This is a genomic window from Pseudomonas sp. HY2-MNA-CIBAN-0224 (genome assembly GCF_040310285.1).
Lineage (GTDB): Bacteria > Pseudomonadota > Gammaproteobacteria > Pseudomonadales > Pseudomonadaceae > Aquipseudomonas > Aquipseudomonas helleri.
In genome coordinates this window covers 61,607-86,757 of sequence record NZ_JBEOPQ010000016.1, presented here as the reverse complement: position 1 = coordinate 86,757, position 25,151 = coordinate 61,607, and the positions used below count along the sequence as shown (strand labels likewise).

The 25,151-nt window shown below is 57.9% G+C and carries 28 protein-coding genes; 22 read left to right on the top strand and 6 right to left on the bottom strand.

The window, feature by feature from the left end:
• Positions 1-65: 65 nt before the first annotated feature.
• Positions 66-965, bottom strand: a complete 900-nt coding sequence (locus AAEZ03_RS10575; protein WP_123749729.1) for a LysR substrate-binding domain-containing protein — start codon at positions 963-965, stop codon at positions 66-68.
• A gap of 108 nt (positions 966-1,073) precedes the next feature.
• Here AAEZ03_RS10575 and AAEZ03_RS10570 point away from each other — a divergent pair, with 108 nt between their 5' ends.
• From AAEZ03_RS10570 to rpoS, 8 genes are all read left to right on the top strand, one after another.
• The gene (locus AAEZ03_RS10570) at positions 1,074-2,186 is read left to right on the top strand and encodes an S-(hydroxymethyl)glutathione dehydrogenase/class III alcohol dehydrogenase (protein ID WP_048385541.1); all 1,113 of its coding nucleotides are present in this window, start codon (positions 1,074-1,076) and stop codon (positions 2,184-2,186) included.
• 153 nt (positions 2,187-2,339) lie between these two features.
• The gene (fghA, locus tag AAEZ03_RS10565; RefSeq protein WP_350578346.1) at positions 2,340-3,185 is read left to right on the top strand and encodes an S-formylglutathione hydrolase; all 846 of its coding nucleotides are present in this window, start codon (positions 2,340-2,342) and stop codon (positions 3,183-3,185) included.
• 52 nt (positions 3,186-3,237) lie between these two features.
• Positions 3,238-3,711: a 2-C-methyl-D-erythritol 2,4-cyclodiphosphate synthase gene (gene ispF, locus AAEZ03_RS10560; RefSeq protein ID WP_350578343.1), complete on the top strand. Its 474-nt coding sequence runs from the start codon at positions 3,238-3,240 to the stop codon at positions 3,709-3,711.
• A complete protein-coding gene (gene truD, locus AAEZ03_RS10555) occupies positions 3,708-4,766 on the top strand; it encodes a tRNA pseudouridine(13) synthase TruD (RefSeq protein ID WP_048385537.1) in 1,059 nt (352 codons plus the stop codon). The genes ispF and truD overlap by 4 nt, the downstream gene beginning before the upstream one ends.
• Complete coding sequence (gene surE, locus AAEZ03_RS10550; protein WP_123749733.1) at positions 4,754-5,503, top strand: 5'/3'-nucleotidase SurE; 750 nt, start codon at positions 4,754-4,756, stop codon at positions 5,501-5,503. The genes truD and surE overlap by 13 nt, the downstream gene beginning before the upstream one ends.
• Positions 5,504-5,544: 41 nt before the next feature.
• Entirely contained in the window at positions 5,545-6,180 is a 636-nt protein-coding gene (locus tag AAEZ03_RS10545; protein ID WP_164488137.1) for a protein-L-isoaspartate(D-aspartate) O-methyltransferase, read from the top strand.
• 208 nt (positions 6,181-6,388) lie between these two features.
• Complete coding sequence (locus AAEZ03_RS10540) at positions 6,389-7,210, top strand: peptidoglycan DD-metalloendopeptidase family protein (protein ID WP_350578339.1); 822 nt, start codon at positions 6,389-6,391, stop codon at positions 7,208-7,210.
• Between the two features lie 108 nt (positions 7,211-7,318).
• A complete protein-coding gene (rpoS, locus tag AAEZ03_RS10535; RefSeq protein WP_048368060.1) occupies positions 7,319-8,323 on the top strand; it encodes an RNA polymerase sigma factor RpoS in 1,005 nt (334 codons plus the stop codon).
• Positions 8,324-8,941: 618 nt separating this feature from the next.
• On the opposite strand, the gene AAEZ03_RS10530 is transcribed toward rpoS, so the two are convergent.
• The 3 genes from AAEZ03_RS10530 to AAEZ03_RS10520 are packed head-to-tail and all read right to left on the bottom strand — an operon-like array spanning position 8,942 to position 11,492.
• On the bottom strand, positions 8,942-9,991 hold the full coding sequence (locus AAEZ03_RS10530) for an alkene reductase (RefSeq protein WP_350578335.1): 1,050 nt from the start codon (positions 9,989-9,991) through the stop codon (positions 8,942-8,944).
• A gap of 20 nt (positions 9,992-10,011) precedes the next feature.
• On the bottom strand, positions 10,012-11,178 hold the full coding sequence (locus tag AAEZ03_RS10525; RefSeq protein ID WP_048368057.1) for an MFS transporter: 1,167 nt from the start codon (positions 11,176-11,178) through the stop codon (positions 10,012-10,014).
• A gap of 11 nt (positions 11,179-11,189) precedes the next feature.
• Positions 11,190-11,492 (bottom strand): ArsR/SmtB family transcription factor, encoded by a 303-nt coding sequence (locus AAEZ03_RS10520; protein WP_048385531.1) that lies wholly within the window; start codon positions 11,490-11,492, stop codon positions 11,190-11,192.
• A gap of 169 nt (positions 11,493-11,661) precedes the next feature.
• On the opposite strand from AAEZ03_RS10520, the gene AAEZ03_RS10515 reads away from it, so the two are divergent.
• Positions 11,662-12,249: an acyl carrier protein phosphodiesterase gene (locus AAEZ03_RS10515; RefSeq protein WP_278938078.1), complete on the top strand. Its 588-nt coding sequence runs from the start codon at positions 11,662-11,664 to the stop codon at positions 12,247-12,249.
• A gap of 15 nt (positions 12,250-12,264) precedes the next feature.
• Here the strand turns inward: AAEZ03_RS10515 and AAEZ03_RS10510 are convergent, their stop codons facing one another.
• Positions 12,265-13,056 (bottom strand): lysophospholipid acyltransferase family protein, encoded by a 792-nt coding sequence (locus AAEZ03_RS10510; RefSeq protein ID WP_278938079.1) that lies wholly within the window; start codon positions 13,054-13,056, stop codon positions 12,265-12,267.
• Positions 13,056-13,811, bottom strand: a complete 756-nt coding sequence (gene olsB, locus AAEZ03_RS10505) for an L-ornithine N(alpha)-acyltransferase (protein WP_048368051.1) — start codon at positions 13,809-13,811, stop codon at positions 13,056-13,058. The genes AAEZ03_RS10510 and olsB overlap by 1 nt, the downstream gene beginning before the upstream one ends.
• Positions 13,812-14,037: 226 nt before the next feature.
• Between olsB and AAEZ03_RS10500 the strand changes: the two genes are divergently transcribed.
• From AAEZ03_RS10500 to AAEZ03_RS10440, 13 genes are all read left to right on the top strand, one after another.
• A complete protein-coding gene (locus AAEZ03_RS10500) occupies positions 14,038-14,628 on the top strand; it encodes a YceI family protein (protein WP_350578331.1) in 591 nt (196 codons plus the stop codon).
• Position 14,629: 1 nt separating this feature from the next.
• On the top strand, positions 14,630-15,787 hold the full coding sequence (locus AAEZ03_RS10495) for a phospholipase D-like domain-containing protein (protein ID WP_350578329.1): 1,158 nt from the start codon (positions 14,630-14,632) through the stop codon (positions 15,785-15,787).
• A 147-nt stretch (positions 15,788-15,934) separates the two neighbouring features.
• Positions 15,935-16,570 carry a LysE family translocator gene (locus AAEZ03_RS10490; protein ID WP_048368046.1) on the top strand — a complete coding sequence of 212 codons (636 nt, stop codon included), beginning with the start codon at positions 15,935-15,937 and terminating at the stop codon, positions 16,568-16,570.
• A gap of 86 nt (positions 16,571-16,656) precedes the next feature.
• Positions 16,657-17,937, top strand: coding sequence for a diguanylate cyclase domain-containing protein (locus tag AAEZ03_RS10485; protein ID WP_350578326.1), 1,281 nt, complete (start codon positions 16,657-16,659; stop codon positions 17,935-17,937).
• Positions 17,938-18,095: 158 nt separating this feature from the next.
• Positions 18,096-18,236: a hypothetical protein gene (locus AAEZ03_RS10480; RefSeq protein WP_153326222.1), complete on the top strand. Its 141-nt coding sequence runs from the start codon at positions 18,096-18,098 to the stop codon at positions 18,234-18,236.
• Positions 18,233-18,988 carry a metal ABC transporter ATP-binding protein gene (locus tag AAEZ03_RS10475; protein WP_350578323.1) on the top strand — a complete coding sequence of 252 codons (756 nt, stop codon included), beginning with the start codon at positions 18,233-18,235 and terminating at the stop codon, positions 18,986-18,988. The genes AAEZ03_RS10480 and AAEZ03_RS10475 overlap by 4 nt, the downstream gene beginning before the upstream one ends.
• Positions 18,985-19,854 carry a metal ABC transporter permease gene (locus AAEZ03_RS10470; RefSeq protein WP_048368033.1) on the top strand — a complete coding sequence of 290 codons (870 nt, stop codon included), beginning with the start codon at positions 18,985-18,987 and terminating at the stop codon, positions 19,852-19,854. The genes AAEZ03_RS10475 and AAEZ03_RS10470 overlap by 4 nt, the downstream gene beginning before the upstream one ends.
• 29 nt (positions 19,855-19,883) lie before the next feature.
• Complete coding sequence (locus AAEZ03_RS10465; protein WP_350578319.1) at positions 19,884-20,771, top strand: metal ABC transporter substrate-binding protein; 888 nt, start codon at positions 19,884-19,886, stop codon at positions 20,769-20,771.
• 270 nt (positions 20,772-21,041) lie between these two features.
• The gene (locus AAEZ03_RS10460) at positions 21,042-21,866 is read left to right on the top strand and encodes an ABC transporter substrate-binding protein (protein WP_350578316.1); all 825 of its coding nucleotides are present in this window, start codon (positions 21,042-21,044) and stop codon (positions 21,864-21,866) included.
• Positions 21,867-21,963: 97 nt separating this feature from the next.
• On the top strand, positions 21,964-22,662 hold the full coding sequence (locus AAEZ03_RS10455; RefSeq protein WP_048385503.1) for an amino acid ABC transporter permease: 699 nt from the start codon (positions 21,964-21,966) through the stop codon (positions 22,660-22,662).
• On the top strand, positions 22,659-23,372 hold the full coding sequence (locus AAEZ03_RS10450; protein ID WP_153334140.1) for an amino acid ABC transporter permease: 714 nt from the start codon (positions 22,659-22,661) through the stop codon (positions 23,370-23,372). Before AAEZ03_RS10455 ends, AAEZ03_RS10450 begins: the two co-directional genes overlap by 4 nt.
• Positions 23,372-24,115, top strand: coding sequence for an amino acid ABC transporter ATP-binding protein (locus tag AAEZ03_RS10445; protein ID WP_048368023.1), 744 nt, complete (start codon positions 23,372-23,374; stop codon positions 24,113-24,115). The genes AAEZ03_RS10450 and AAEZ03_RS10445 overlap by 1 nt, the downstream gene beginning before the upstream one ends.
• A gap of 13 nt (positions 24,116-24,128) precedes the next feature.
• Entirely contained in the window at positions 24,129-25,133 is a 1,005-nt protein-coding gene (locus tag AAEZ03_RS10440) for an isopenicillin N synthase family dioxygenase (protein ID WP_350578312.1), read from the top strand.
• Positions 25,134-25,151 lie beyond the last annotated feature (18 nt).

The window sequence follows — 25,151 nt, the reverse complement described above, 5'->3', positions numbered from 1 at the left end:
AGCTTGCCTCGCGATCTTTTGATCGTTTAAAAGATCGCGAGGCAAGCTCGCTCCTACACAGGTTTCTATGATCCCGAATACTCCTCCCGCTTGGCCAAGCCTGCCTTCAGGTAATCCACCAGCTTTCTGACTTTGGGTGACAAGTGCCGTTGTTGCGGATATAGCGCCCACACCGCGGTATTGGGTGGCTGATGCGCATCGAGCAGCGACACCAGCGCCCCGGTCTTCAAATGCTCCAGCACGTAATAGTCCGGCAACTGACACAGGCCAACCCCCAATAACGCCGCGTCCAATACCGCCTGCCCGCTGTTGCAACGCCAATTGCCTTGCACCCGCTGCGAAAATTCTCGCCCATCCTGCTCCAGTTGCCAGATGTCTGAGCTGCCAATCAGGCAGTTGTGGCGGCTCAATTCCGACAAACTGTGGGGCCGTCCGTATCGCTCCAGATACGACGGCGACGCGCACACGTACATGCGCCTGGGGGCCAGGCGGGTGGCGACCAGGCTTGAGTCATGCAGTCGGCCTAGCCGGATCGCCAGGTCGATGCTTTCGTGTACAAGGTCCAGGGTCCGGTTGGTCAGTTCAATGTCGACCCGCAATTGTGGGTACAAGCCCATAAAGCGCGTCACCAACGGCACGATAAAACGTTCGCCATAGGCTACGGCGCAGGTCATGCGCAGCATGCCTTTGGGCTCGCTGGTCAGGTCACCGATGGCACGCAGTGCTTCTTCGCGGCCATCTTGCAGGCGCTGGCAGTGCTGCAAAAAGGTTTGCCCGGCTTCGGTCAGCGTGACCCGTCGGGTACTGCGATAGAACAGACGGGTCTGCAAGCGTTCTTCAAGGCGCGCCACTTGGCGGCTGATATGTGAAGACGACACGCCCAGTCGCTCTGCCGCCGCCGTGAATTGGCCACACTCAGCCACCGCGACAAATTCGTCTATACCTTCCCAGCGGTTTTCGTTCACGGTTGATTATCCCTGTGGGGCAATAATGTTTTGCTTTTGCCTGGATTATTAATCACTCAGAGCTGATTTACACTCGGCACCTTGTTTTTACTTTGCTGGAGACGATGGATGATCAAGTCACGTGCTGCCGTAGCGTTCGAGGCCAAAAAGCCACTGGAAATCGTAGAAGTGGATGTCGCCATGCCCAAGGCTGGCGAAGTGCTGCTGCGGGTTGTGGCGTCGGGCGTTTGCCATACTGATGCCTACACCTTGTCGGGCGCGGACCCGGAAGGCATCTTCCCGTCGATCCTGGGCCACGAAGGCGGCGCCATCGTAGAAGCCATCGGTGAGGGCGTGACGTCGGTGGCCGTTGGCGACCACGTGATCCCGTTGTACACCCCGGAATGCCGCCAATGTAAATTCTGCTTGTCGGGCAAGACCAACCTTTGTCAGGCCATTCGTTCGACCCAAGGCAAAGGCTTGATGCCCGACGGCACCACGCGTTTCTCCTACAAAGGCGAGCCGATTTTCCATTACATGGGCACGTCGACGTTCTCGGAGTACACCGTGCTCCCGGAAATTTCCGTCGCCAAAATTCAAAAAGACGCACCGCTGGAAAAAGTCTGCCTGCTGGGTTGCGGCGTCACCACCGGGATTGGCGCAGTGCTCAACACCGCCAAGGTCAAGCCGGGCGACACCGTGGCGATCTTCGGCTTGGGCGGCATCGGCCTGTCGGCAGTAATTGGTGCGGTCAAAGCCAAGGCTTCGCGGATCATCGCCATCGACATCAACCCGGCCAAGTTTGAGATCGCCAAACAGCTGGGCGCGACGGATTGCGTTAACCCGAAAGACTTTGATCGCCCGATCCAGGAAGTGATCGTCGACATGACTGACGGTGGCGTTGATTTCTCCTTTGAGTGCATCGGCAATGTGCAACTGATGCGTGCTGCGCTGGAATGCTGCCACAAAGGTTGGGGCGAGTCGGTCATTATCGGCGTTGCCGGTGCCGGCCAGGAAATCTCGACCCGTCCATTCCAACTGGTGACGGGCCGCGTATGGCGCGGTTCGGCGTTCGGTGGCGTGCGCGGTCGTACCGAGCTGCCAAGCTATGTCGACATGGCGCAGACCGGCGAAATCCCGCTGGATACGTTCATCACCCACACCATGGGCCTGGAAGACATCAACAAGGCATTCGACCTGATGCACGAAGGCAAAAGCATTCGTACTGTTATTAAATTCTGACGAATAGCTACAAGCCGGGGTAAGCCCAATCACTGACGCTGTAGGAGCGAGCTTGCCTCGCGATCTTTTGATCGTTTAAAAGATCGCGAGGCGAGCTCGCTCCCACAGTGGGCTTATCGTTCGGTTTGCAGCTAAAAGCCTGGAGCTGCTTCTATGCCCTTAACAAATATTTCCTGCCAGAAAAGCTTTGGCGGCTGGCACAAGCGTTACCAGCATCGCTCTGAAGTCCTGGGCTGCAACATGGTGTTTGCCGTGTATTTGCCACCCCAGGCCGAGCAAGGAGTCAAGCTGCCGGTACTGTACTGGTTGTCGGGGCTGACCTGCACCGATGAGAACTTCATGCATAAGGCTGGCGCCATGAAACTGGCCGCCGAGTTAGGCCTGATTATTGTTTGCCCGGACACCAGCCCGCGTGGTGAAGGTGTGCCGGACGATTCGGAAGGTGCGTGGGATTTCGGCCTGGGGGCGGGCTTTTATGTCAACGCCACCCAGCAACCTTGGGCCCAGCATTACCGGATGCATGATTATGTGGTGCAGGAATTGCCTGCATTGGTTGAGGCTCATTTCCCTGCGTCGCAACAACGCGGCATCAGCGGGCATTCGATGGGCGGTCACGGGGCTCTGGTGTGTGCCTTGCGCAACCCGGGGCGCTATCAATCAGTGTCGGCGTTTGCGCCGATCAGCAATCCGATGGATTGCCCTTGGGGGCAGAAGGCGTTCACCCATTACCTGGGTGAAGAGCGTGCGCGTTGGCGCGAGTGGGATACCTGTGTGTTGATCAGCGAGGCCAGTGAAAAGCTGCCGTTGCTGGTCGACCAAGGTGATCGGGATGACTTTTTGGCTGTCCAGCTCAAGCCTGAAGCGCTGCAACAAGCAGCCAAACTGGCGGACCATCCGCTGACTTTGCGTCTGCAGCCGGGCTACGACCACAGCTATTTCTTTATCGCCAGCTTTATTGACGACCACTTGCGGCATCACGCGCGTGCACTAAGCGCCTAATGTTGAGCAAAGTAGGTAGAATCACGCCCTGACTTAATCGGGGCGTTTTTTTATGCGTATTGGCCACGGCTATGATGTGCACTGTTTTGCTGAAGGCGATTTTATAACCCTGGGCGGCGTGCGTATTGCTCATAAATTCGGGCTCTTGGCCCACTCTGATGGCGACGTGCTGCTGCACGCGCTCAGCGATGCATTGCTGGGGGCGGCGGCGCTGGGCGATATCGGCAAGCATTTTCCGGACACCGATCCGCAATTCAAGGGCGCGGACAGCCGTGTCCTGTTGCGCCATATCGTCGGATTGATCCATGCCAAAGGCTGGAAAGTCGGTAATGTCGACAACACCATCATTGCTCAGACGCCAAAAATGGCACCGCACATTGAAACGATGCGTGCGTTGATTGCAGCGGATCTTGAGGTTGATTTGGACCAGGTAAACGTCAAAGCCACCACCACTGAAAAACTCGGCTTCGTGGGCCGTGAAGAAGGCATTGCGGTGCATTCCATCGCTTTGTTGGTTCGCGCATGAACGAGTTTGATCTGCTGGGGCCGACAGCTCACGGCGCGCCGTTGGGCACCGCAGTGCTTAAAGCCACGGCTGAAGATTTTCAGGTCGATGAAGTGCTGGATATCCCGCTGTCCGGGGACGGCGAGCACCTGTGGTTGTGGGTTGAAAAGCGTGGCTTGAATACCGAAGAAGCGGCGCGGCGCATTGCCAAGGCCGCAGGCGTGCCGTTGCGCACGGTGAGCTACGCCGGTCTGAAGGACCGTCAGGCGCTGACCCGCCAATGGTTCAGCGTGCAGCTGCCGGGCAAGGCGGACCCTGACCTGTCAGGTGCTGAAAACGATACGCTGAAGATCCTCAAGACCTCGCGGCACAAACGTAAACTGCAACGCGGTGCCCACGCGGCAAACGGTTTTACCTTGCGCCTGACGCAACTGAATGCCGACAAAGACGCCTTGCAGCAACGTCTGGAATTAATCACCCGCGAGGGTGTGCCGAATTATTTCGGCACCCAGCGTTTTGGCTGGGAAGGCGGCAATCTGGGCGAGGCGAGGGATTACGCGGCGCGCAAAGCCCTGCCGGAGCAGCGCAATGTCCGTTCGCGTCTACTCTCTACCGCACGCAGCTATCTGTTCAATCAGGTGCTGGCCGCCCGCGTCGCCGATGGCAGCTGGCAGCGTGCGCAGGTAGGGGATCTGCTGGCCTTCACCGACAGCCGGAGCTTTTTCCCGGCGGGCGAAGCAGAGTGCAACGACCCGCGATTGGCTATCCTTGATCTGCACCCGACCGGCCCGCAGTGGGGCGAAGGTGATTCACCGACCACGGGTGCAACCCAGGTGCTGGAGCAAGCCATTGCCGAGCGTGAAGCCGATTTGCGTGACTGGCTGGTTCGCGCTGGCATGAGCCACGAGCGACGTATTCTGCGGCTGCCCATTGGCCGACTGACGTGGCATTATCCGCAACCAGATATTCTGCAACTGGAATTTGTACTGCCGGCCGGATGCTTCGCCACTGTCCTGGTGCGCGAACTTGTTGATCTGGTGTCTTTGGGGCAAACGGACAGCCTATGCGTATTCTGATTTCAAACGATGATGGGGTCAGCGCCCCGGGGATAGCTGCGCTTTATGACGCCTTGGCGGATTATTGCGAGTGCGTGGTGATTGCCCCTGATCAAGACAAAAGTGGCGCGAGCAGCTCGCTGACGCTCGACCGCCCGTTGCATCCGCATACCCTAGCCAATGGCTTTATCAGCGTCAACGGGACGCCAACCGACTGCGTGCACCTGGGCCTCAATGGCCTCTTGGAGCAGCAGCCGGACATGGTGGTGTCAGGGATCAATCTGGGTGCCAACCTGGGTGATGACGTGTTGTATTCGGGCACCGTGGCGGCCGCCCTTGAAGGGCGCTTTCTGGAGCGCCCTTCGTTTGCGTTTTCGCTGGTCTCACGTCAGGTCGACAACCTGCCGACGGCGGCCTATTTCGCGCGCAAGCTGGTGGATGCACATCACCTGCTTGAACTGCCGCCGCGCACCGTGTTGAACGTCAACATTCCCAATTTGCCGCTGGACAAGATCCGCGGCATCCAGCTAACCCGGCTGGGCCATCGCGCCCGTGCGGCGGCGCCGGTGCGCATGGTCGATCCGCGTGGCAAGGCCGGTTACTGGATTGCCGCTGCTGGCAACGCGGAAGACGGCGGCCCCGGCACCGACTTCCACGCTGTGATGCAGGGTTATGTGTCTATTACCCCGTTACAACTGGATCGCACCTTTGGTGATGCCTTCAAAAGCCTCGATGGCTGGCTGGAGGGGTTGGGCTGATGGGGCGTGAGCAGGATGGCCTGATGCATCGCGGCATTGGCATGACCTCGGAGCGGACACGTGAGCGGCTGATTCAGCGCCTGCGTGAAGAGGGCATCGTTAACCAGAAAGTGCTTGAGGTTATTCGGCGCACACCTCGTCACCTGTTTGTTGATGAAGCCCTGGCCCACCGAGCCTACGAAGACACGGCGCTGCCGATTGGCAACAACCAGACCATTTCCCAGCCGTACATGGTGGCGCGCATGAGCGAGCTGCTGCTTGAAGACGGCCCGCTGGACAAAGTCATGGAGATCGGCACCGGTTCGGGTTACCAGACGGCAGTGTTGTCGCAGTTGGTTGAGCGGATTTTCTCGGTCGAACGCATCAAGGTGCTGCAGGATCGCGCCAAAGAACGTCTGCTTGAGCTTAACTTGCGTAACGTGGTCTTTCGCTGGGGCGATGGTTGGGAAGGGTGGCCGGCGCTTGCACCTTACAACGGCATTATCGTCACCGCCGTGGCCACGGATGTACCGCAAGCTTTGCTCGACCAACTGGCTCCGGGCGGGCGTCTGGTGATCCCGGTCGGCGCCGGTGACGTTCAGCAATTGATGCTGATCGTGCGTGAAGAGCACGGATTTGCCCGGCGCGTCATCGGCAATGTGCGGTTTGTTCCGCTGCTTAATGGGCCACTGGCCTGATTCTTTAGCGCTGCCCGGCTGAATTATCAAGCCGGGTACGGGTCATACAGCGCAGTGCTCAGGCCCGTCCGGGGCCTGTTTAGGGTTTAAACAATACGTTTATGAATGGGCTTTGCCGTCTGCAAAGCTGTACGGCCAGTTATACTTGCGCCCAATGGGGGCCGCGACTGGCGTTCTAATTTTTAGCCATCTTCAAAGGGAGCGGCGGGTGAGTCTCACAGTCATTACGCAGCGTATGGGGACCACAAGCTATCAGAGAGTAGTGGCGGGTCTGGTGTTAAGTGTCTCCCTGGCGATGTTGGCGGCGTGTTCCAGCGCGTCCAAAAGCGGTACAAGTGGCGTTAACGGTGTGGCTCAGCGCCCGGCTGTGACCACCGGTCAGTATGTGGTCAAGCGTGGCGATACGTTGTTCTCGATTGCCTTTCGCTATGGTTGGGACTGGAAAGCCCTGGCGGCCAAAAACAACATTGCGGCGCCGTATACGATCGTTCCGGGGCAATCAATCCGTTTCGATGGACGTGCAGGAACCGTCCCTTCAGGGGGCACGACAACCACCGTGGTTTCGTCTTCATCAGGCAGTAAAACCACCGTCACCAAGCGCCCGGTCGCCACATCTGCGACACCGGTCAACACGGCACCCTTGCCTGCAGGCCCTGCACCCAAAGGCTGGGGATGGCCAGCAGACGGTATTTTGATCGGAAAATTTTCTTCAAACGGTAGTTTGAATAAAGGTATTGATATTGCCGGAGATTTGGGACAGCCTGTTTTAGCTGCGTCTGATGGCTCAGTTGTATACGCCGGCAGTGGATTGAGGGGCTACGGCGAATTAGTCATCATTAAACACAGTGACACCTATGTTAGTGCCTATGGCCACAACCGCAGGCTTTTGGTACGGGAGGGGCAGCAGGTCAAGGTCGGGCAGAAAATTGCCGAAATGGGGTCAACTGGTACAGACCGGGTGAAACTTCACTTTGAAATTCGCCGCCAGGGTAAACCTGTAGATCCATTGCAATTCCTTCCACGCCGTTGATCAGTTACCAGCCTGTTCCTGATGTAGATGAAAGGAACAGGCTCCAGCGTTGCCAAGGATAAAGGCGATGCTTGAGCTTGAGGTCGAACTCACCAAAGGACTAGAAAAATGGCTCTCAGCAAAGAAGCGCCGGGGTTTGACATCGACGATGAGGTGCTCCTTATGGACGCCAGCATCGATAGTGACTTGATGTCAGAAGAAAACGACTCAACCCCTACAGCTCGCACCAAGTCGAAAAAAGCTGCTGCGTCAAAACAGCACAAGTACATTGATTACACCCGGGCGCTCGATGCGACTCAGCTGTACCTCAATGAAATTGGCTTCTCCCCGTTGCTCTCACCAGCAGAAGAAGTCCATTTTGCGCGTTTATCGCAAAGTGGCGATCCCGCTGGGCGCAAACGCATGATTGAAAGTAACTTGCGGCTGGTGGTGAAAATCGCCCGACGCTACGTCAATCGTGGGCTTTCGCTGCTAGACCTGATCGAAGAGGGCAACCTGGGCCTGATTCGGGCAGTCGAGAAATTTGACCCGGAACGCGGGTTCCGCTTCTCGACCTACGCCACCTGGTGGATCCGCCAGACGATTGAACGGGCAATCATGAACCAGACCCGTACCATCCGTTTACCGATCCACGTTGTAAAAGAGCTCAATGTCTATCTGCGAGCTGCGCGCGAACTGACGCAAAAGCTCGATCACGAACCCTCCCCTGAAGAAATCGCCAATCTGCTCGAAAAACCCGTCTCGGAGGTCAAGCGTATGCTTGGGCTTAACGAACGTGTGTCCTCGGTAGACGTTTCTTTAGGCCCGGATTCCGACAAAACACTGCTTGATACCCTCACCGATGATCGCCCTACAGACCCTTGTGAGCTGCTGCAGGACGATGATTTGTCGCAGAGTATTGATGAGTGGCTGTCCGAGCTCACCGATAAACAACGCGAGGTGGTAATTCGCCGCTTCGGCTTGCGTGGGCATGAAAGCAGCACCCTTGAAGATGTCGGGCTGGAAATTGGCTTGACCCGTGAACGTGTACGACAAATCCAGGTTGAAGGTCTCAAGCGCCTGCGTGAGATTCTTGAACGTAATGGTTTGTCGAGCGAATCACTGTTTCAGTAAACGAAGTGTGCTGACCAAAACCCCGAGCTTTCGGGGTTTTTTTATGGGCGGACATTTTTTGCGCCAAGTCAATTTAGGTCCGTTCTTTAAAATGTGTGGGTTGGAAATGGTATGACACGTACGAAGTTGAGCTTTATCTGCGATCGGATGTAAGCCTTTACTTACGTTTTCTGTAAGCCAACGGCGAAAGACGTAGGAATGAATGACTTTTTCTTACTTGGTAAGTTTTATAACCCATTGAAAATAATAGGTTTTGTGTTTTTTTAAGGCTCTGCTTTGTAATAAAAATCTATAACTGGTGCGCTTGCAGCAATTTTAGAAGCCTCTAGTATCTTAACTGTGTCGACGGATAGACACGGCGTTCAAGGAAGAACGTTAAGGACATTGCAGGATGCAATTCATCAGGATGATGAGAAGGAACAAAAGGGATTAGGGAAAAAATGTGGGCGGGTCAAACCGCCCCTTTTTTTCGCCCGTTAAAAAGTGTTCTGGGGCGCCGCTTAAGCGTTTAAGCCTTTACCTGCATTTAAAACAAAACGCCCAAGGCTTGAATGGCCTTGGGCGTTTTTTTATGTGTTTAAAGACCGGCCACAAGCAGGCCGGTGTTTAAGCGCGGGCTTACAGCGTCGGGTAGTCAATGAAGCCGACAGGGCCTTTGGAGTAGAAGGTCTCCGGATGTGGCTCATTGAGCGGTGCATCGGCCTTCAAGCGGGCTGGCAGGTCAGGGTTGGCGATAAAAGGCACGCCAAACGCAACAGCGTCTGCCTTGCCGGCAGCGATCAAGGCATTGGCGCTGTCTTTAGTGAAGCCTTCGTTGACGATGTAAGGGCCGCCAAACGCTTCCTTGAGCTGCGGGCCCAGGCTGTCCGCTGCTTCGCGTTCACGGGCGCAGATAAACGCGATACCGCGCTTGCCCAGTTCTTTAGCCACATACCCGAAGGTTTCAGCCCGGTTTTCATCGCCCATGTCGTGCAGGTCTGCGCGAGGCGACAAGTGCATGCCAACGCGGCCAGCGCCCCAGACTTCGACTACCGCATCGGTGACTTCCAGCATCAGGCGGGCACGGTTTTCCAACGAACCACCGTATTGGTCGGTGCGCTGGTTGGTGCTGCTTTGCAGGAATTGATCGAGCAGGTAACCATTGGCGCCATGGATCTCAACGCCGTCAAAACCTGCGGCTTTGGCGTTTTCGGCACCGGTACGGTAAGCCTCAACGATGTCGGCGATCTCAGCCGTTTCCAGAGCGCGTGGCACTTCAAAGTCTGCCTTTGGGCGAACCAGGCTGACATGGCCTTTGGCGGCGATGGCGCTAGGAGCGACAGGCAGTTCACCGTTCAGGTACAGCGAGTGGGAAATCCGCCCTACGTGCCACAGTTGCAGGAAAATCCGCCCACCGGCGGCATGGATAGCCTTGGTGACGTTGGTCCAGCCGCGAACCTGTTCGTCGGACCAGATGCCAGGGGTGTCCGGGTAGCCAACGCCCAGCGGGGTAACCGAAGTGGCTTCGCTGAGGATCAAGCCTGCTGAAGCGCGCTGTACGTAGTACTCCGCGATCAAAGCGCCTGGCACACGGCCTTCTTCGGCACGGCAGCGGGTCAGCGGCGCCATGATGATGCGGTTAGGCAGCTCAAGGTCGCCCAGCTTGATCGGATCAAAAATCGTGGTCATTAATGCAGCCCTCTCAAGGATCAGTGTGTGGCAGAGGCCAGTTCGGGGTTGCCGTTCTGGCGAAAAGTAATCAGGGTGACCAGCAGCGCCAGTATCGCCAGCGCTGCGGCGGCCAGCGGTACGCTGGTGAGGCCGAAACCGTGGGCAATCACGCTGCCGCCTACCCAGGCGCCCAGGGCGTTGCCGACGTTAAAGGCGCCAATATTCAGGGTCGACACCAGGTTGGGAGCGGCTTTGCCGAATGTCACCACGTTGACTTGCAAGGCGGGCACCGCGGCAAATGAAGCGGTGGCCCACAAGAACAGGGTGATCTCGGTTGGAATCAGGGCCACGCTGGTCCAGGTCAATACAGTCGAGACCACGGCCATTGCGATAAACACGCCGATCAACGTCGCGCCCAAGCGCTTGTCCGCCAGCTTGCCGCCAATAATGTTGCCGACAGTCAGGCCCAGGCCGATCAGCAGCAGGGTCCAGGTCACGCCGGTTGGCGATACGCCCGTCACGTCACCGAGCAGCGGCGCGACGTAGGTGAAGAGGGTGAACATGGAGGCCGAAAACAAGGCCGTCATACTCAACGACAGCCAAATCCCGGCGCCTTTGAGGGCGGCCAGTTCGGCGCGCATGTCGAGTTTTTCTTCGTCACGCTTGGTGGGCAAAAAGCGGATCAGGCCGATCAACGCCACCACACCAATGACCGTCACGGCAAAAAATGTCGAGCGCCATCCTGCAACCTGGCCCAAGGCGGTGCCCAGCGGTACACCCAAGACGTTTGCCAGGGTCAGGCCGGTAAACATCAGTGCGACCGCAGAAGCGCGCTTGTTGGCAGGCACCAGGCCGGCAGCCACCACCGAGCCGATACCGAAGAACGCGCCATGGCACAGAGCGGTAATCACACGGGCCAGCATCAGCACCTCGTAATCACTGGCCAGGGCACAGAGCAGGTTGCCGACAATAAAGATGCCCATCAACGCCACCAGCGCGGCCTTGCGCGGCAACTTGGCAGTGGCCAGCGCCATGAACGGCGCACCAATGGCCACGCCCAGGGCATAGCCCGTTACCAGCCAGCCAGCGCCCGGAATGGAAACCCCCAGGTCGGCTGCGACATCGGGCAGCAGGCCCATGATCACGAACTCGGTGGTCCCGATGGCGAAGGCGCTAAGCGCCAGGATAAGTAGCGAGAGAGGCATGGAGTTCCTTGTTAAAGCTCTTGGCTCAGTGTTGCGAGGAAGGCCTGAATGGTTTCCTCATTGCGTTTAAAAAAGTGCCATTGGCCGACTTTTTGGCTGCTGATCAAGCCAGCGCGCTGCAAAGTGGCGAGGTGGGCGGAAACAGTGGATTGCGACAACCCGAAGCGTTGGTCGAACTGGCCTGCGCACACACCGTGCTCAGTGCTGTGATGCTGGTCAGGAAACTCGACCTGCGGGTTTTTAAGCAGGCGAATGATTTCTCGGCGTACTGGGTGTGCCAGCGCTTTTATTATTTCGTCGAGGTCGATCGGCATAGTGGCAGTGCTCATGAGGTGTAGCGTTATATCGCGATGAGGCGAACTTTAAATCGGAATATCGCGATATACAAATATGTATTTGATCTGACGTCAGCTCAAATCGGTATATCGAGTTATAACGATATGTTTTGGTCGTGCGTAATAGCGCGGTGCTAAACTGCGCGGCATGAATTATCTCGCACATCTGCACCTTGGCGGCCAGCGGCCAGAAGAATTGCTCGGTAGTCTCTATGGCGACTTCGTGAAAGGGCGCCTGCAGGGCCAATACAGCCCGGCAATAGAGTCGGCGATCCAGTTGCACCGCAGCATCGACGTCTTCACCGACGCGCATCCGCTGGTTGATCAGTCGTTGTCGCGTTTCACCCAGACCCGGCGGCGCTATGCGGGCATTGTACTGGACGTTTTCTTCGACCATTGCCTGGCGCGTGATTGGGCGCAATACGCCGAAGGGCCGCTTGAGCGCTTCACCTCAACGTTCTATGCGCTGCTGGTTGCGCAACCCCAGTTGCCCAAGCGTCTGGCCAGCATCGCCCCGCACATGGCTGCGCACGACTGGTTGGGGTCTTATCGAGACTTTGGCGTGCTGGAACAAGTGTTCAATGGCATCGCCCGCCGCCTTTCGCACCCACAAGAGCTGAGCGGTGCCATGCGCGACCTGCGCGCCTTGTACGAACCGCTGAGCGAAGACTTCAGCGCCTTCTACCCGCAATTGCAGACGTTTGCCGCCCGCGAAAAGCTCAGCCAGACGCCATAAAACCTGTAGGAGGATTTAAGCCGCGGTGACCGGCTCGCACTCAGTCTGCGGACGGGCTTGCGGTGCTCCGCTGACCACTTGGCGAATCGCTTCCTGTGCCTTGAACGCCAGCATCGCGCGTTCTTGCTGCTCACACGAAATCGGCTCCAGCAGGTGTATCTCAACCTGTGCCTGTTCGTGAGCAAACAAACGCAGTAAATGCGAGAGCAAGTCGTCATCGCCAATAAACGGTGCGATCGGGTCGCTCTCGCCATTGCGTAAATAACGAATCGCCACCGGTTGCAACGCCACGTCACTGTCTATCGCCGCAGACAACAAACGGCCATGGAAGGTACGCACTGAACGCCCGTCGGTGGTCGTGCCTTCCGGGAACATCAATAACGGATGCTGTTGCTGCAAATGACGACTCATTTGCTCGCGAATGGTCTGGCTGTCACCTGCGCCTCTGCGGATAAACAGGCTGCCGGCCTGGTCCGCCAGCCAACCTGCCACAGGCCAACTGCGCACTTCGGCTTTGGACAGAAAAGACAGCGGCGTCAGTTGCCCGAGCAAGGCAATGTCGGTCCACGACACATGATTACTGACCCACAACATCGGCGTGGCGGGTCGCTCGCCAACCACCGTGACGTGAAACGGAAGGGCATTGCTCAGCCGCTTCATGAAGAACTGTGTCCAGCGTTGGCGCCGATCCATGGCGCTGTTGAGGTGTAACCGTTGCAGCAAGGCGAAAACGCTCGCCATGCCCAGCCCCAGGCTGACCACCGCCAACACCCGAACCACTCGCCCATACAGGTGCAGACGGTTCATTACATGGCTGCCTTGAAGTGGCGTGCATAGCGCGGGCACAGTTCGTCGCGCTTGAGCAGGATAAAGACGTCAGCGACCTGGAAGTCTTCGTCCCAGCACGGTTCACCACAAATCTTCGCACCCAGGCGCATGTAGGCTTTGAGCAACGGGGGCATTTCGGTGATGACGTTCGCCGGAACATCCAGCGCGGGCAGCGGTTTTTTCGGTTCGGCGCGCAAATGTTCAGTGCACAAGTAACGCTCGCGCAGACGCTGCATGATCGCCTGGGCCTGAATGCCACCGTCTTGCATCGGGATGCTCGCGCAGCCCATCAGGTAGTGATAATCGCCCTGGTTAAGGACTTCAGCCAACTCGCCCCACAACACGGCGATGGTGCCGCCATTGCGGTAGGCCGGATCGACACAGGTGCGGCCGATTTCAAGAATCGGGCCTTGCAGGTGCGCCAGGCCGTGAAGGCTGAATTCTTCTTCGCTGTAAAAGTGCCCGATGTTTCGCGCTGCGCTGTGGTCCAGCAAGCGAGTGGTTGCCACCAGCAGGCCGGTGTTGAGATCGCGAACCCCGATGTGTTCGCAATGTGCATCGTAGTCGTCGATGTCCAGGCCGCAGTCGGCGCTTTTCAGTTTGGCGTTCAGCTCGCCACTGAAAACCCGGAAGCGCAAGGCTTGCGCCTCACGCAAGGCCTCTGGGCCAAGCAAGCGTTCAGCCTGCAGTCGGCGTTCTTGAGCGGTGTCGCGGATACGGGCGATCTGGGCCATTGCGAATCTCCGTGCAGGCATCAAGCCCGCCTTGTCGACTGAGGTGTGCAATCTCAGGCTAGGGAGCGCCAGTGTCATGACCATGACAATTGAGTGATGCTTGTATGACAGCCACCGGCCAAGGAACTGGCGCGATGGACGAGTGCTCTAAAGCGGAGTAAAAAAATATGCCCGGACGGCGCTCAAGCACTCACACTAGAGGCCGTTTACCTGCCGATGAGTTTTTATGTTCAAGACGTTTTTATCCGCCGCTGGTGCGTTGCTATTAACCCTCGGGGTGAGCCTGTCGGCTCAGGCCAGTTGGTACCTGGACGGTGAGTCATCACGACTTTCATTTATCACCACGCAAAATACCAATGTCGCGAACAAGCACCGCTTTCTGGTCTTGCACGGCAAAGTCGACCGCAAGGGCCATGCGCAATTGCGGATTGAAATGGATTCGGTCAACAGCGCGGTGCCTTTGCGCGATGAGCGCATGCGCGACCAGTTGTTCGATTTCAAGCATTTCCCCGAAGCGCAAATCACCGCGCAAATCAATCTGCAGCCCATCAACGAGCTGGCGCCGGGTGCTCAAGTAGAATTGCGCTTGCCGGTTACGGTGAGCCTGCGTGGCAAGCAGCACACCTATGAGGCCGAGTTGCTGGCGACACGGCTGGATGAGCAGCGCTTCCAGGTCGTAACCCTCGAACCGTTGATGCTTCAGGCCGAAGATTTTGGCTTGCAGCCTGAACTCGAAACCTTGCGTAAATCCGCCGGCTTGTCGGCTATCAGCTTTTCAGTACCGGTGAACGCGGTGCTGATTTTCACGGCTCGCTAAGATGGCTGGCGCGGTGTTCCCTTGGCACGGCGCCAACAAATTCAAGTTACTGATCGATGGCCCGCAGTTTTTCCCGCAGATGCTGGCGGCTATCGAGCAGGCGCAGGATCACATTGATCTGGAGTTTTATCTGGTCGAGGCCGGGCAGTGCGCTGAAGTCATGGTCCAGGCGCTGGAACGCGCCGCGTTGCGTGAGGTGCGGGTGCGCTGTCTGTTCGATGCCTATGGCAGCCTGGCGTTTACCGAAGCCTTGCGCCTCAGGCTGCTGGCAGCCGGCGTGGAGCTTCGCTTTTACAACCCGCTGAGCTGGCGCCGGGGGTTGAATAATCTGTACCGCGACCACCGCAAGCTGTTGCTGGTGGACCTGCAATTGGCGGTGGTGGGCGGGACGGGCATTACCGATGAATTCTGGCAGCCCGCACAAAACGTGTGCGACTGGCACGAGGTGATGGCGCAAATTGAGGGGCCGCTGGTGCAGGACTGGCAGATGCTGTTTGAGCGCCAATGGCGCGCCAACATCAGCCGCAAAGCCTGGAAGCCTGCCACCCACTTTGGCCTCGCGCGATTGCCCAAGGCGCCTCGACAGGGCGAAGGCCTGGGCCGTGTCGCCTATGCCGATGCCCATCAGCACCGCGACATTCTGCAATCGCTGGTGCGGGCCATTAACAGCGCCCAGCACAGCATCTGGCTGGCCACGCCTTATTTTTTACCGACCTGGAGCGTGCGGCGCTCCCTGCGTCGTGCGGCCAATCGCGGGGTCGATGTGCGGTTGCTATTGACCGGCCCACGCACCGATCACCCGTCCGTGCGTTACGCCGGGCATCGTTACTACCCGCGGTTGCTCAAGTCCGGGGTGCAGATATTTGAGTATCAGCCGTGCTTCCTGCACCTGAAAATGGTTCTGGTCGACGACTGGGTGAGCATTGGCTCGTGCAACTTTGACCACTGGAATCTACGTTTTAACCTTGAGGCCAACCTGGAAGCTATCGACCCGACGCTGACCAACGCAGTGGCAGCCAGCTTTATGAGCGACTTTGCGCAAAGCCTGCCGATCACCTTGCAAGCCTGGCAGTCCCGGCCATTGTGGGGGCGGGTCAAGCAGCGTATCTGGGGCTGGGTTGACCGGGTGGTGGTCAACCTTTTGGGGCGCCGCCGTTAAGGGTTACCGCCTGAACGCCGGGGCTGTTTGAAGAAAGCATGGCATTTTGTTGAACACGCGGTTACATAACGTTGCAGAACGTGCAAAATCGAACGACTTCGCGGGCGACTGGAGAGCGTGAAGTCTGAATTTTTTGGAGCGTTGTGCATGACTTCTTCATTGTGGCTGGCCGTATTGGCGTCGGGCTTTATCTATGGCATCACTCCGGGTCCGGGTGTTTTGGCTGTTTTCGGCATTGGCGCTGCCCGTGGGCGCCGTGCGGGCGCCGGGTTCCTGTGCGGGCATTTGCTGGGTGATGTGATTTGGTGCAGCACGGCGCTGATTGCGATTGTCGGCGCGCGGGAGTTTGGTAGCACTGCATTCAACGTATTGGGCCTGATCAGTGGCCTTTACCTGTTCTGGCTGGGCCTGCGCGCCGTACGTGCCAAGCGCAGTAGCGTGGCCGAGGAGGGACCGGCCCGTAAGCCGTTTGCCCACGGTATTTTCTTTGGCCTGACCAACCCCAAAGCTTACCCGGTGGCCGTGGCGACCTTCACCGCGCTGCTGTCCGGGCGGGCCGAACTGCTCACGTGGAGCATGCTGCCCTGGCTCATTGCTCTGAGCTTTGTCGGCGGCGCACTGGCGTATGTGATCTTGATCGGCATCGTCGGCGCGGGTCACGTACGCGCGCTGTATCAGCGTCATCAATTGCTGATCACACGCTTGTGTGGCGTGATGTTTATCGGCTTTGCCATCAGCGCGCTGGCGCATGCTTTGCCAGGGCTGGTGGGCAGCAACAAGTAAAGTGATCTGCCGGGAGTGCAGTCATGGGGCAATGCATAGGGATAGGCAGGGATGTTCACGTTTAATTTCGAGGCATAGGGCGCCTTATGGACATCAAAAGATACCTGTCTCAAGCCAGTTTTATTGATCAGTTGCTGGATGCGGTCTGTGTGGTGGACCGCAAGTACCACATTGTTTATGTCAGTGCGGCCTGCGAGCGTATTTTCGGCTATGAGCAGGACGAACTGATCGGCCTTTGCATTCTCGATCTTGTTTATCCGGCTGACCGTGAGCGCACCTTACAGGCCGCCAATGGCGTCAGGGAGGGTGACCCCCTGCCCAATTTCGAGAACCGTTATCTACGCAAAGACGGCAGTGTCATACATATTTTGTGGTCTGCACGCTGGTCAGAAGACTATCGACTGCACATCGCGGTGGCCCGTGACATTACCGAACGCAAACTGGCCGAGTCCCGTCAGTTGGCACTGTTTGCCATCTCCGAAGCCGCGCATGCCGCAGGGGATTTGCTGGAATTATTCAAGCGCGTACACGCGTTGATCGGTCAGTGGCTGCCAGCGATAAACTTTTCGGTCGCACTGTGTGATCAGCCGGATGGTTTTTTGAGTTTTCCTTATCGGGTTGCAGAGCACGGTGATTGGCCGCTGGCCGAGGTGACGCGGCTGAGCCAGGAGGTCATCTGCAGTGAGCAGACGCTGCTGCACGCCGAGCAGGGTTCTGCGTCGTGGCTGGGTGCCCCGTTGGTGGCGCAAAACGGGATCATCGGCGCGGTGCTGGTCAAGAGTTCATGGGGCTGTGAACCCTATACCGAGGCGCACAAAGATCTACTGCAGTTCGTATCCGCCCAGATTGCGGCGGCCATTGAACGCAAAAAGCTTCACGCTCACCTGCAGTTCCTGGCGCAGCACGACGCACTGACCGGCTTGCCCAATCGCGAGTTTCTGTACGAACGTCTAAACAGCGCGCTGGCCCGGGCCAAACGCGAGCAGCAGTATCTGGGAGTGTTGTACGTCGACCTGGATGACTTCAAACGTATCAATGACAGCTATGGGCATGGCGTTGGCGATGTGTTGCTGCAACACGTGGCGCTGCGCTTAAAAGCCTGTGTGCGCGAAAGCGACACCGTGGCCAGAATGAGTGGCGACGAGTTTGTAGTGGTGCTCGAAAACCTTAAACGGCCAGAAGACGGGTTGATCGTCGCCGAGAACATCCGCACTGCGTTGAGCCAGCCCCTCTTGATCGAAGGGCAGACACTTAACACCCTCCCCAGCATCGGCATCGCCGTTTACCCCGAACACGGCGACGATGCCCGGCAACTGCTGCACCAGGCCGACACGGCCATGTACAGCGTGAAAAAAAGCAGCCGATAACTCACCCGTTACACCGTAGGAGCGAGCTCGCCTCGCGATCTTTTAATCTTTAAAAAAAACAGAGCACCTGAGCCATTCGCTGCTCGGCAGCATAGTTTCACTATCCATATCGCTTTATCGGGATGTAATATCATTACATTATATTCCGAGCGACCCGCGTGAAGACTCCCCGATCCCCCCTTGTTGCAGGCATTGTCAGTTCTGCGCTGGCCCAGTCTGCGGGTAAGCGACTGTTAACCTCGTTGTGTGTGTTGGTGGTGTTGTGGCTGGGCATCGCCTGGGCGGTGGCGATTCCATGAGTGCAGCGAGCATTAGCCTGGATGACCTGACCGTCACCTATGAGCGCCGACCGGCGGTGCATCACATTAGCGGTTGCTTCGATGCAGGCAGCCTGACGGCGATTGTCGGCCCTAACGGTGCCGGCAAATCGACGCTGATCAAAACCATTGCCGGCACGCTAAAGCCCGCCGCCGGGCGGGTCGATCGCGGCAATCTGGCGTTGCGTAATCTCGGTTATTTGCCGCAGGCGGCCGAGATCGATCGCAGCTTCCCCCTGAATGTTGTCGACACGGTGCTGATGGGCGCATGGCGCAGTATCGGTGCCTTTCGTGGCGTCAGCCGTGAGCAAGCCCGGCAGGCCCAGGAGGCGTTGATTGCCGTCGGGCTTGAAGGGTTTGAAGACCGCAGTGTCGGCTCTTTGTCGTCCGGACAGTTTCAGCGGGTGCTGTTTGCACGCTTGTTGATGCAGAACGCCTCGGTGATTTTGCTGGACGAACCCTTTACCGCCATTGATGCCCGCACCACTCAAGACCTGCTCAAACTGATCCGCGACTGGCACGGTCAGAGCCGCACCGTGATCGCGGTGCTGCATGACATCGAACAGGTGCGCAAACATTTCCCCAATACGCTGCTGATGGCGCGCGAGGCGATTGCCTGGGGCGACACCGCGACCGTGTTGCACGCCGACAATTTGCGCCGGGCGCGCAACATGGCCGAATACTGGAGTGACGATGCCACGCCCTGCGATATGAACGAGGAGCAGCCCTCATGATGCTGTATCAGATGGTCGTGCAACCGTTTGTTGAATTTGGCTTTATGCGCCGCGCCTTGGTGGCTTGTCTGGCGCTGGGTATCGGCTCCGGTCCGGTGGGTGTGTTGTTGATGTTGCGACGCATGAGCCTGGTCGGTGATGCGATGAGCCACGCGGTATTGCCCGGTGCGGCCGTCGGCTTTTTGTTTGCCGGTTTGTCATTGCCCGCCATGGGCTTTGGCGGGCTGATCGCTGGACTGTTGGTGGCGTTGCTGGCCGGGTTGGTCAGCCGCTTTACGACCTTGCGTGAAGACGCCAGCTTCGCGAGTTTTTACCTCACTTCGCTGGCTGCCGGGGTGTTGATTGTCTCGTTGCATGGCTCCAGCGTGGACCTGCTGCACGTATTGTTCGGCACCATTTTGGCCATCGACAGCCAGGCCATTTTCATGGTCGGCGGCATCGCCTCATTCACCTTGATCGTGCTCGCCCTGATTTATCGACCGCTGATACTGGAATGTTTCGACCCCGGCTTCCTGCGCGCCGTGGGCGGTAAAGGCTCGCTGTATCACGTGCTGTTTTTGCTTCTAGTGGTGCTCAATTTGGTGGCCGGTTTTCAAGCGCTGGGCACGCTGATGGCGGTGGGCATGATGATCATCCCGGCCACCGTGTCGCGGTTCTGGGCAACGTCATTGAGCGCGCTGATGATCATTTCGACCGTGGTCGCCACGCTCTCGGGCTTTATTGGTCTGATTGTTTCGTTTCATGCCGGCGTCGCCTCCGGCCCGGCGATTGTGCTGACCGCCAGTGCTTTCTACGTGATTTCGCTGCTGTTTGGTCGCAGTGGAATTGTCCGTCGCTTGCTCCCGAAAACGCATCTCACCCACTGATTTCCGACACTCACCCAAAGGGGATTCGCATGAAGCCAAAAATGCTGCTGGCTGCTGTTTTTGCATTGTCGAGTATGGCCGGTCTTGCCCAGGCAAAACCCATCGAAGCGGTGGCTTCATTCACCGTGATCGCTGACATGGTGCAGAACGTGGGCGGTGACCATGTGCACGTGACCTCGTTGATCGGCCCTAACGGCGATCCGCATGCCTACGAGCCAACGCCCAATGACGCGCAGGCGTTGAAGCGGGCCAATCTGGTGTTTGTCAGCGGTCTGCACCTGGAAGGCTGGCTTGACCGCTTGATCAAAGCCTCGGGTTACCAGGGCCAGCCGGTGGTGCTGTCCAATGGCATCAAGACCCGCAGCATGGAAGAAGACGGCAAGCGCATCACCGACCCGCATGCCTGGAACAGTGCGGCGAACGGTGTGGTGTATGTGCGCAATATCATCAGCGCTTTGCAAAAGGCTGACCCGGCCAATGCCAGCGATTATCAGGCCAAAGGCGATCAGTACATCCAGCAGTTGGAGCAACTGGATGCTTATGCCCGCGCGCAGATCCAGGCAATCCCCAGTGACAAACGCAAGGTCCTGACCTCGCACGATGCGTTTGGTTACTTCGGCGATGCTTACGGCGTGACTTTCCTGTCGCCGCTGGGCTTTTCGACCGAGACTGAAGCGTCGGCTTCGGACGTGGCCAAGCTGATCAAACAGATCAAGCAAGAACACGTCAGCACCTACTTCTTCGAAAACTCCAGCGACCCGCGGCTGGTCAAGCAGATCGCTGATGCCAGCGGCGCGCAACCGGGTGGCGAGCTTTACGTTGAATCGTTGTCACCTGCCGATGGCCCGGCGCCGACGTATGCGCAAATGTTCCGCTACAACGTCGACAAGCTGACGGCGGCGATGAAGGGGAATTAAAGCGTCTGTACTCTGTGGGAGCGGGCTTGCTCGCGATTGGATCGACAAGGTGTAACAGATAGACCGAGTCGCTTGCATCGCGAGCAAGCCCGCTCCCACAGGGAGGAATGGCGCTCGTCACAGCTGTCCGACAATCATTAATGCGATATAGATATATTAAATAGTTCTTTTATTACCAATGGTTCGGGTTGTTAGACTTCAAGGCTAATGGCCTGCACTGCTGATCAGTGGCGGGGTCACGTTCTTAAGTTTTTCTTCTGAGATCCTGAGATGAGAATTAGCCTTCTGAGTTCGGCCGTTGCAGTTGCTTTGTCTCTCGTGAGCGCAGGCGCTTTTGCCGATGTCGCCGCCATCAAAAACAAGGGTGAGATTGTGATCGGTACCTTGGGTACTGATGAGCCCAACAGTTTTGTTGACCCCAAGACCCGCCAGATCATTGGTTACGAGATTGATCTGGGCAATGAAATTGCCAAGGACCTGGGCGTCAAGCCGGTCTACAAACAGATCGCCGTAGCCGCGCGAATTCCAGAGTTGCAACAGGGCCGCGTCGATCTGCTGGCCGCTTCGCTGACCCACAACAAAGAACGTGAGGCGCTGGTCGATTTCTCGTATTCAGTGTTGATCACCGGGCAAAAAGCCATGGTGAAGAAATCCAGCGGCGTGACGGCGCTTGATCAACTGGCCGGGGAAAAAATCCTCACCGTCAAAGGCGGTACTCAGGAACCCAACATCCTCAAAGCGTTGCCGACCGCTAAAGTCGTGACCTTCGACACTTCGCAACAAGCACTGCTGGCGTTGCAGCAAGGTAAAGGCAAAGCGTTTGTCGATGATGAGTCGGCCCTGACCAACGATTTTGCGAAGATCGGTGCAGGCGCCAAAGGCTACGCAATCCTCCCTGAAAACCTCAGCACCGAAGCGCTGGCGCTGGCATTGCCCAAAGACAGCGGCGACTTGAAAGTGGCCGTCGACAAGACTCTCGCGCGTCTTGAAAGCTCGGGCGAAGCCGAGAAGCTGTACCTGAAATGGTACGGCCCGGGCACCAAATCGAACCAGGCCGAGCGCCATTTCAAGATCGACTCCGATCAGGTTGAGTAACCGCTGCCATTAGGCGGGCCGGTCATGACATTGCTGGTCTGGTAACCCCAGGCAACGCCAATGAATGGCCGGCCGGTCTCCAAGAGTTTTGCGCGAGATGCTGGATTTTGATTATTCGTTACTCCTGAGCGGTCAATACCACGACATGCTGCTCAGTGGCTTGATGCTGTCCATCAAGCTCGCCTGTGTCACGTTAGTGTGCGCACTTCCGTTGGCCCTGTTCATTGCCTTGCTGCGTCTGTCACCTGTGCGGCCGCTGCAATGGCTGGGTTTTGCCTACGTCGAGTCCATCCGCAATATTCCGCTGCTGGCGCACATGCTGTTCTGGTATTTCGCGGCGCCCGAGTTTTTGCCCGAGTCCTTTCGCGAGTGGCTCTACGCCGGCAACATAGAGGCCATTAGCGCCATCGTCGCGCTGACGTTGTACACCGCAGCCTTTATGAGCGAAGACATTCGCAGCGGTATCCGTGCGATCCCCACTGTGCAACTGGAAGCCGGGCGTGCCCTGGGCTTTGGTTACCTTGCGAGCATGCGCCTGGTGGTCTTGCCGCAAGCCTTGCGGGTGACCGTTGCGCCGCTGATCTCGCAAACCCTCAATCTGTGGAAAAACACCAGCATCGCCACGGTGGTCGGTGTGGCCGAGTTGATGTATCAGGCCGGGCAGGTTGAAACCGCTACATTCCGCAGCCTTGAATCCTTTGCCTTTGCCACATCGGCCTATCTCAGCGTGTCGCTACTGATTACCGGTGCTGCGGCGTGGTATCAACACCGCTACGTGCAGGCGAAATCACGATGACCACATTAGAGTTGATCGATTCGTACTGGGTGTACTTCCTGGTCGGTCAATACCCCAACGGGCCGCTTGGCGGGCTGGCGCTGACCTTGATCCTGGCGTCTGCCGCGCTGGTCTTGGCCATGCCGCTGGGTGTGCTGTTCGGCCTGGCGCGGCTCAGTCCGTGGCGCTGGCTGCGTTGGCCGGTCACGGCGTTGGTGTTTGTGGTGCGCGGCACCCCGTTATTGATGGTGATTTTCTGGGCGTATTTTTTTCTGCCCAGCCTCACCGGCTTCAAGACCGACCAATTCACCACCATGTTGATTGCACTGGTGATCTTCGACGCAGCGTACCTGTCCGAGATCGTTCGCGCCGGGGTGCAGGGTTTGGACCGCGGGCAGGTGGAAGCATCGCGTTCGCTGGGGTTCGGCTACTGGCGCACGATGCGCTGGGTGGTCCTGCCACAGGCGCTGCGCACCATGCTGCCGTCGTTGGTTAACCAGTTTGTCTCGACGATCAAGGAAACCTCATTGGGCTACATCATTGGCCTCACGGAAATCTCCTTTATCGCCTCGCAGATCAACACCCAAGTGTTCACCATGCCGGCTCAGGTCTACCTGATTCTGGGGCTCACGTATTTTGTATTGTGCTTTGGCCTGTCACGTTTCGCCTTCTGGCTGGAGCGGCGTCAGACGCAACGTGTTTCCTTAACTGACAACAGCAAGGTGACCTGATGATTCGCCTGGAAAAAGTTAACAAGTGGTACGGCACCTATCAGGCACTGGTGGATGTCGATGAGCACATTGCCAAGGGTGAAGTGGTGGTGATTTGCGGGCCGTCGGGGTCGGGCAAATCGACCTTGATCCGCACCCTCAATCGCCTGGAGCCGATCAAGTCCGGGCGCATTCTGATAGATGGCCAGGACATCCACGCCAAGGACCTGGACCTTAACCAGTTCCGCTCACACATCGGCTTTGTGTTTCAGCAGTTCAACCTGTTCCCGCACCTCACCGTGCTGGAAAACTGCACGCTGGCGCCGATTCGTCTGCGCGGCCTGAGCCGGGCAGACGCTGAAAAAGAAGCCATGGCGTTACTCGACCGTGTGGGCCTTGCGCACAAGGCAAGCGCCTTTCCGATCAATTTGTCCGGTGGTCAGCAGCAACGCGTGGCCATTGCCCGGGCGCTGGCGATGCGCCCACCGCTGATGCTGTTTGACGAGCCCACCAGTGCACTCGACCCGGAGATGGTCGGTGAAGTGTTGCTGGTGATGCGCGACTTGGCCCGCGATGGCATGACCATGGTCGTGGTGACCCACGAGATGGGCTTCGCTCGTGAAGTGGCCGACCGGGTTTTATTTATGGATCAGGGCCGGGTACTCGAACGAGCGCCTGCCGAAAGCTTTTTCCAGAACCCGGAACATCCGCGCACGCAGAAATTTTTGGCGGATATCCGTACACCTTTTTCGTCTGCCGTTTGAGGGCTGAGTGGTCATGAGCACTGCGATCCGAGAGTTACCCATCATTGATGTGGCGCCATTGTTCACTGCAAGCGGGCGCAGTGAAGTCGCCGAGCAGATCAGCCGCGCCTGCCGCGAACAGGGGTTTTTCTATGTCGTCGGGCATGGCATTGACCCGGCACTGGTACAGCGCCTTGAAGCCTTGAGCCATGAGTTCTTTGCGTTGGACGAAGCCACCAAACTGCGCTGGCGCATGGAACTCGGCGGACGTGCCTGGCGGGGTTACTTTCCGCTGGGCGGCGAACTGACCTCAAACCGGCCTGACTGGAAAGAGGGCCTGTACCTGGGCACTGAACTGGACGACACGGCGCCCGAAGTCGTGGCCAAAACCCCGGTGCATGGTGCGAACCTGTTCCCGGATGTCATTGGATTTCGCGAGACCATTCTTGCCTACATGGAGGCGGTGACTCAGCTTGGGCATCGACTGCTCGAAGGCGTCGCCCTGAGCCTGGGGCTGGACGCGCAGTATTTTCACGACCGCTACACCGCCGATCCGCTGATACTGTTCCGCTTGTTCAACTACCCCTCACAACCCGTGCCAGAAGGGCTGGATGTGCAGTGGGGCGTGGGCGAGCACACCGACTACGGACTGCTGACCATCCTTCATCAGGACAGCATAGGCGGCCTGCAAGTGCGCACCCCGCAAGGCTGGATCGAGGCGACACCGATCCCCGGCGCGTTTCTGTGCAACATCGGCGACATGCTCGACCGCATGACCGGCGGCCTGTATCGCTCGACACCGCATCGCGTGGCGCGCAATACCTCGGGTTCGGACCGCCTGTCATTCCCGCTGTTCTTCGACCCCAACTACCGCGCCCGGGTCCAGCCAATTGCAGGCTTGCCTGCGGTTGAACAGCAAGACGACAGCGCCCAACGCTGGGACCAGGCCAACGTGCACGCCTTCAACGGGGAATATGGCGACTACCTGCTGAACAAGGTGTCAAAGGTCTTCCCGCAACTGCGTGAGAGCGTGTTGTAAACCCAGTTGTAGGAGCGA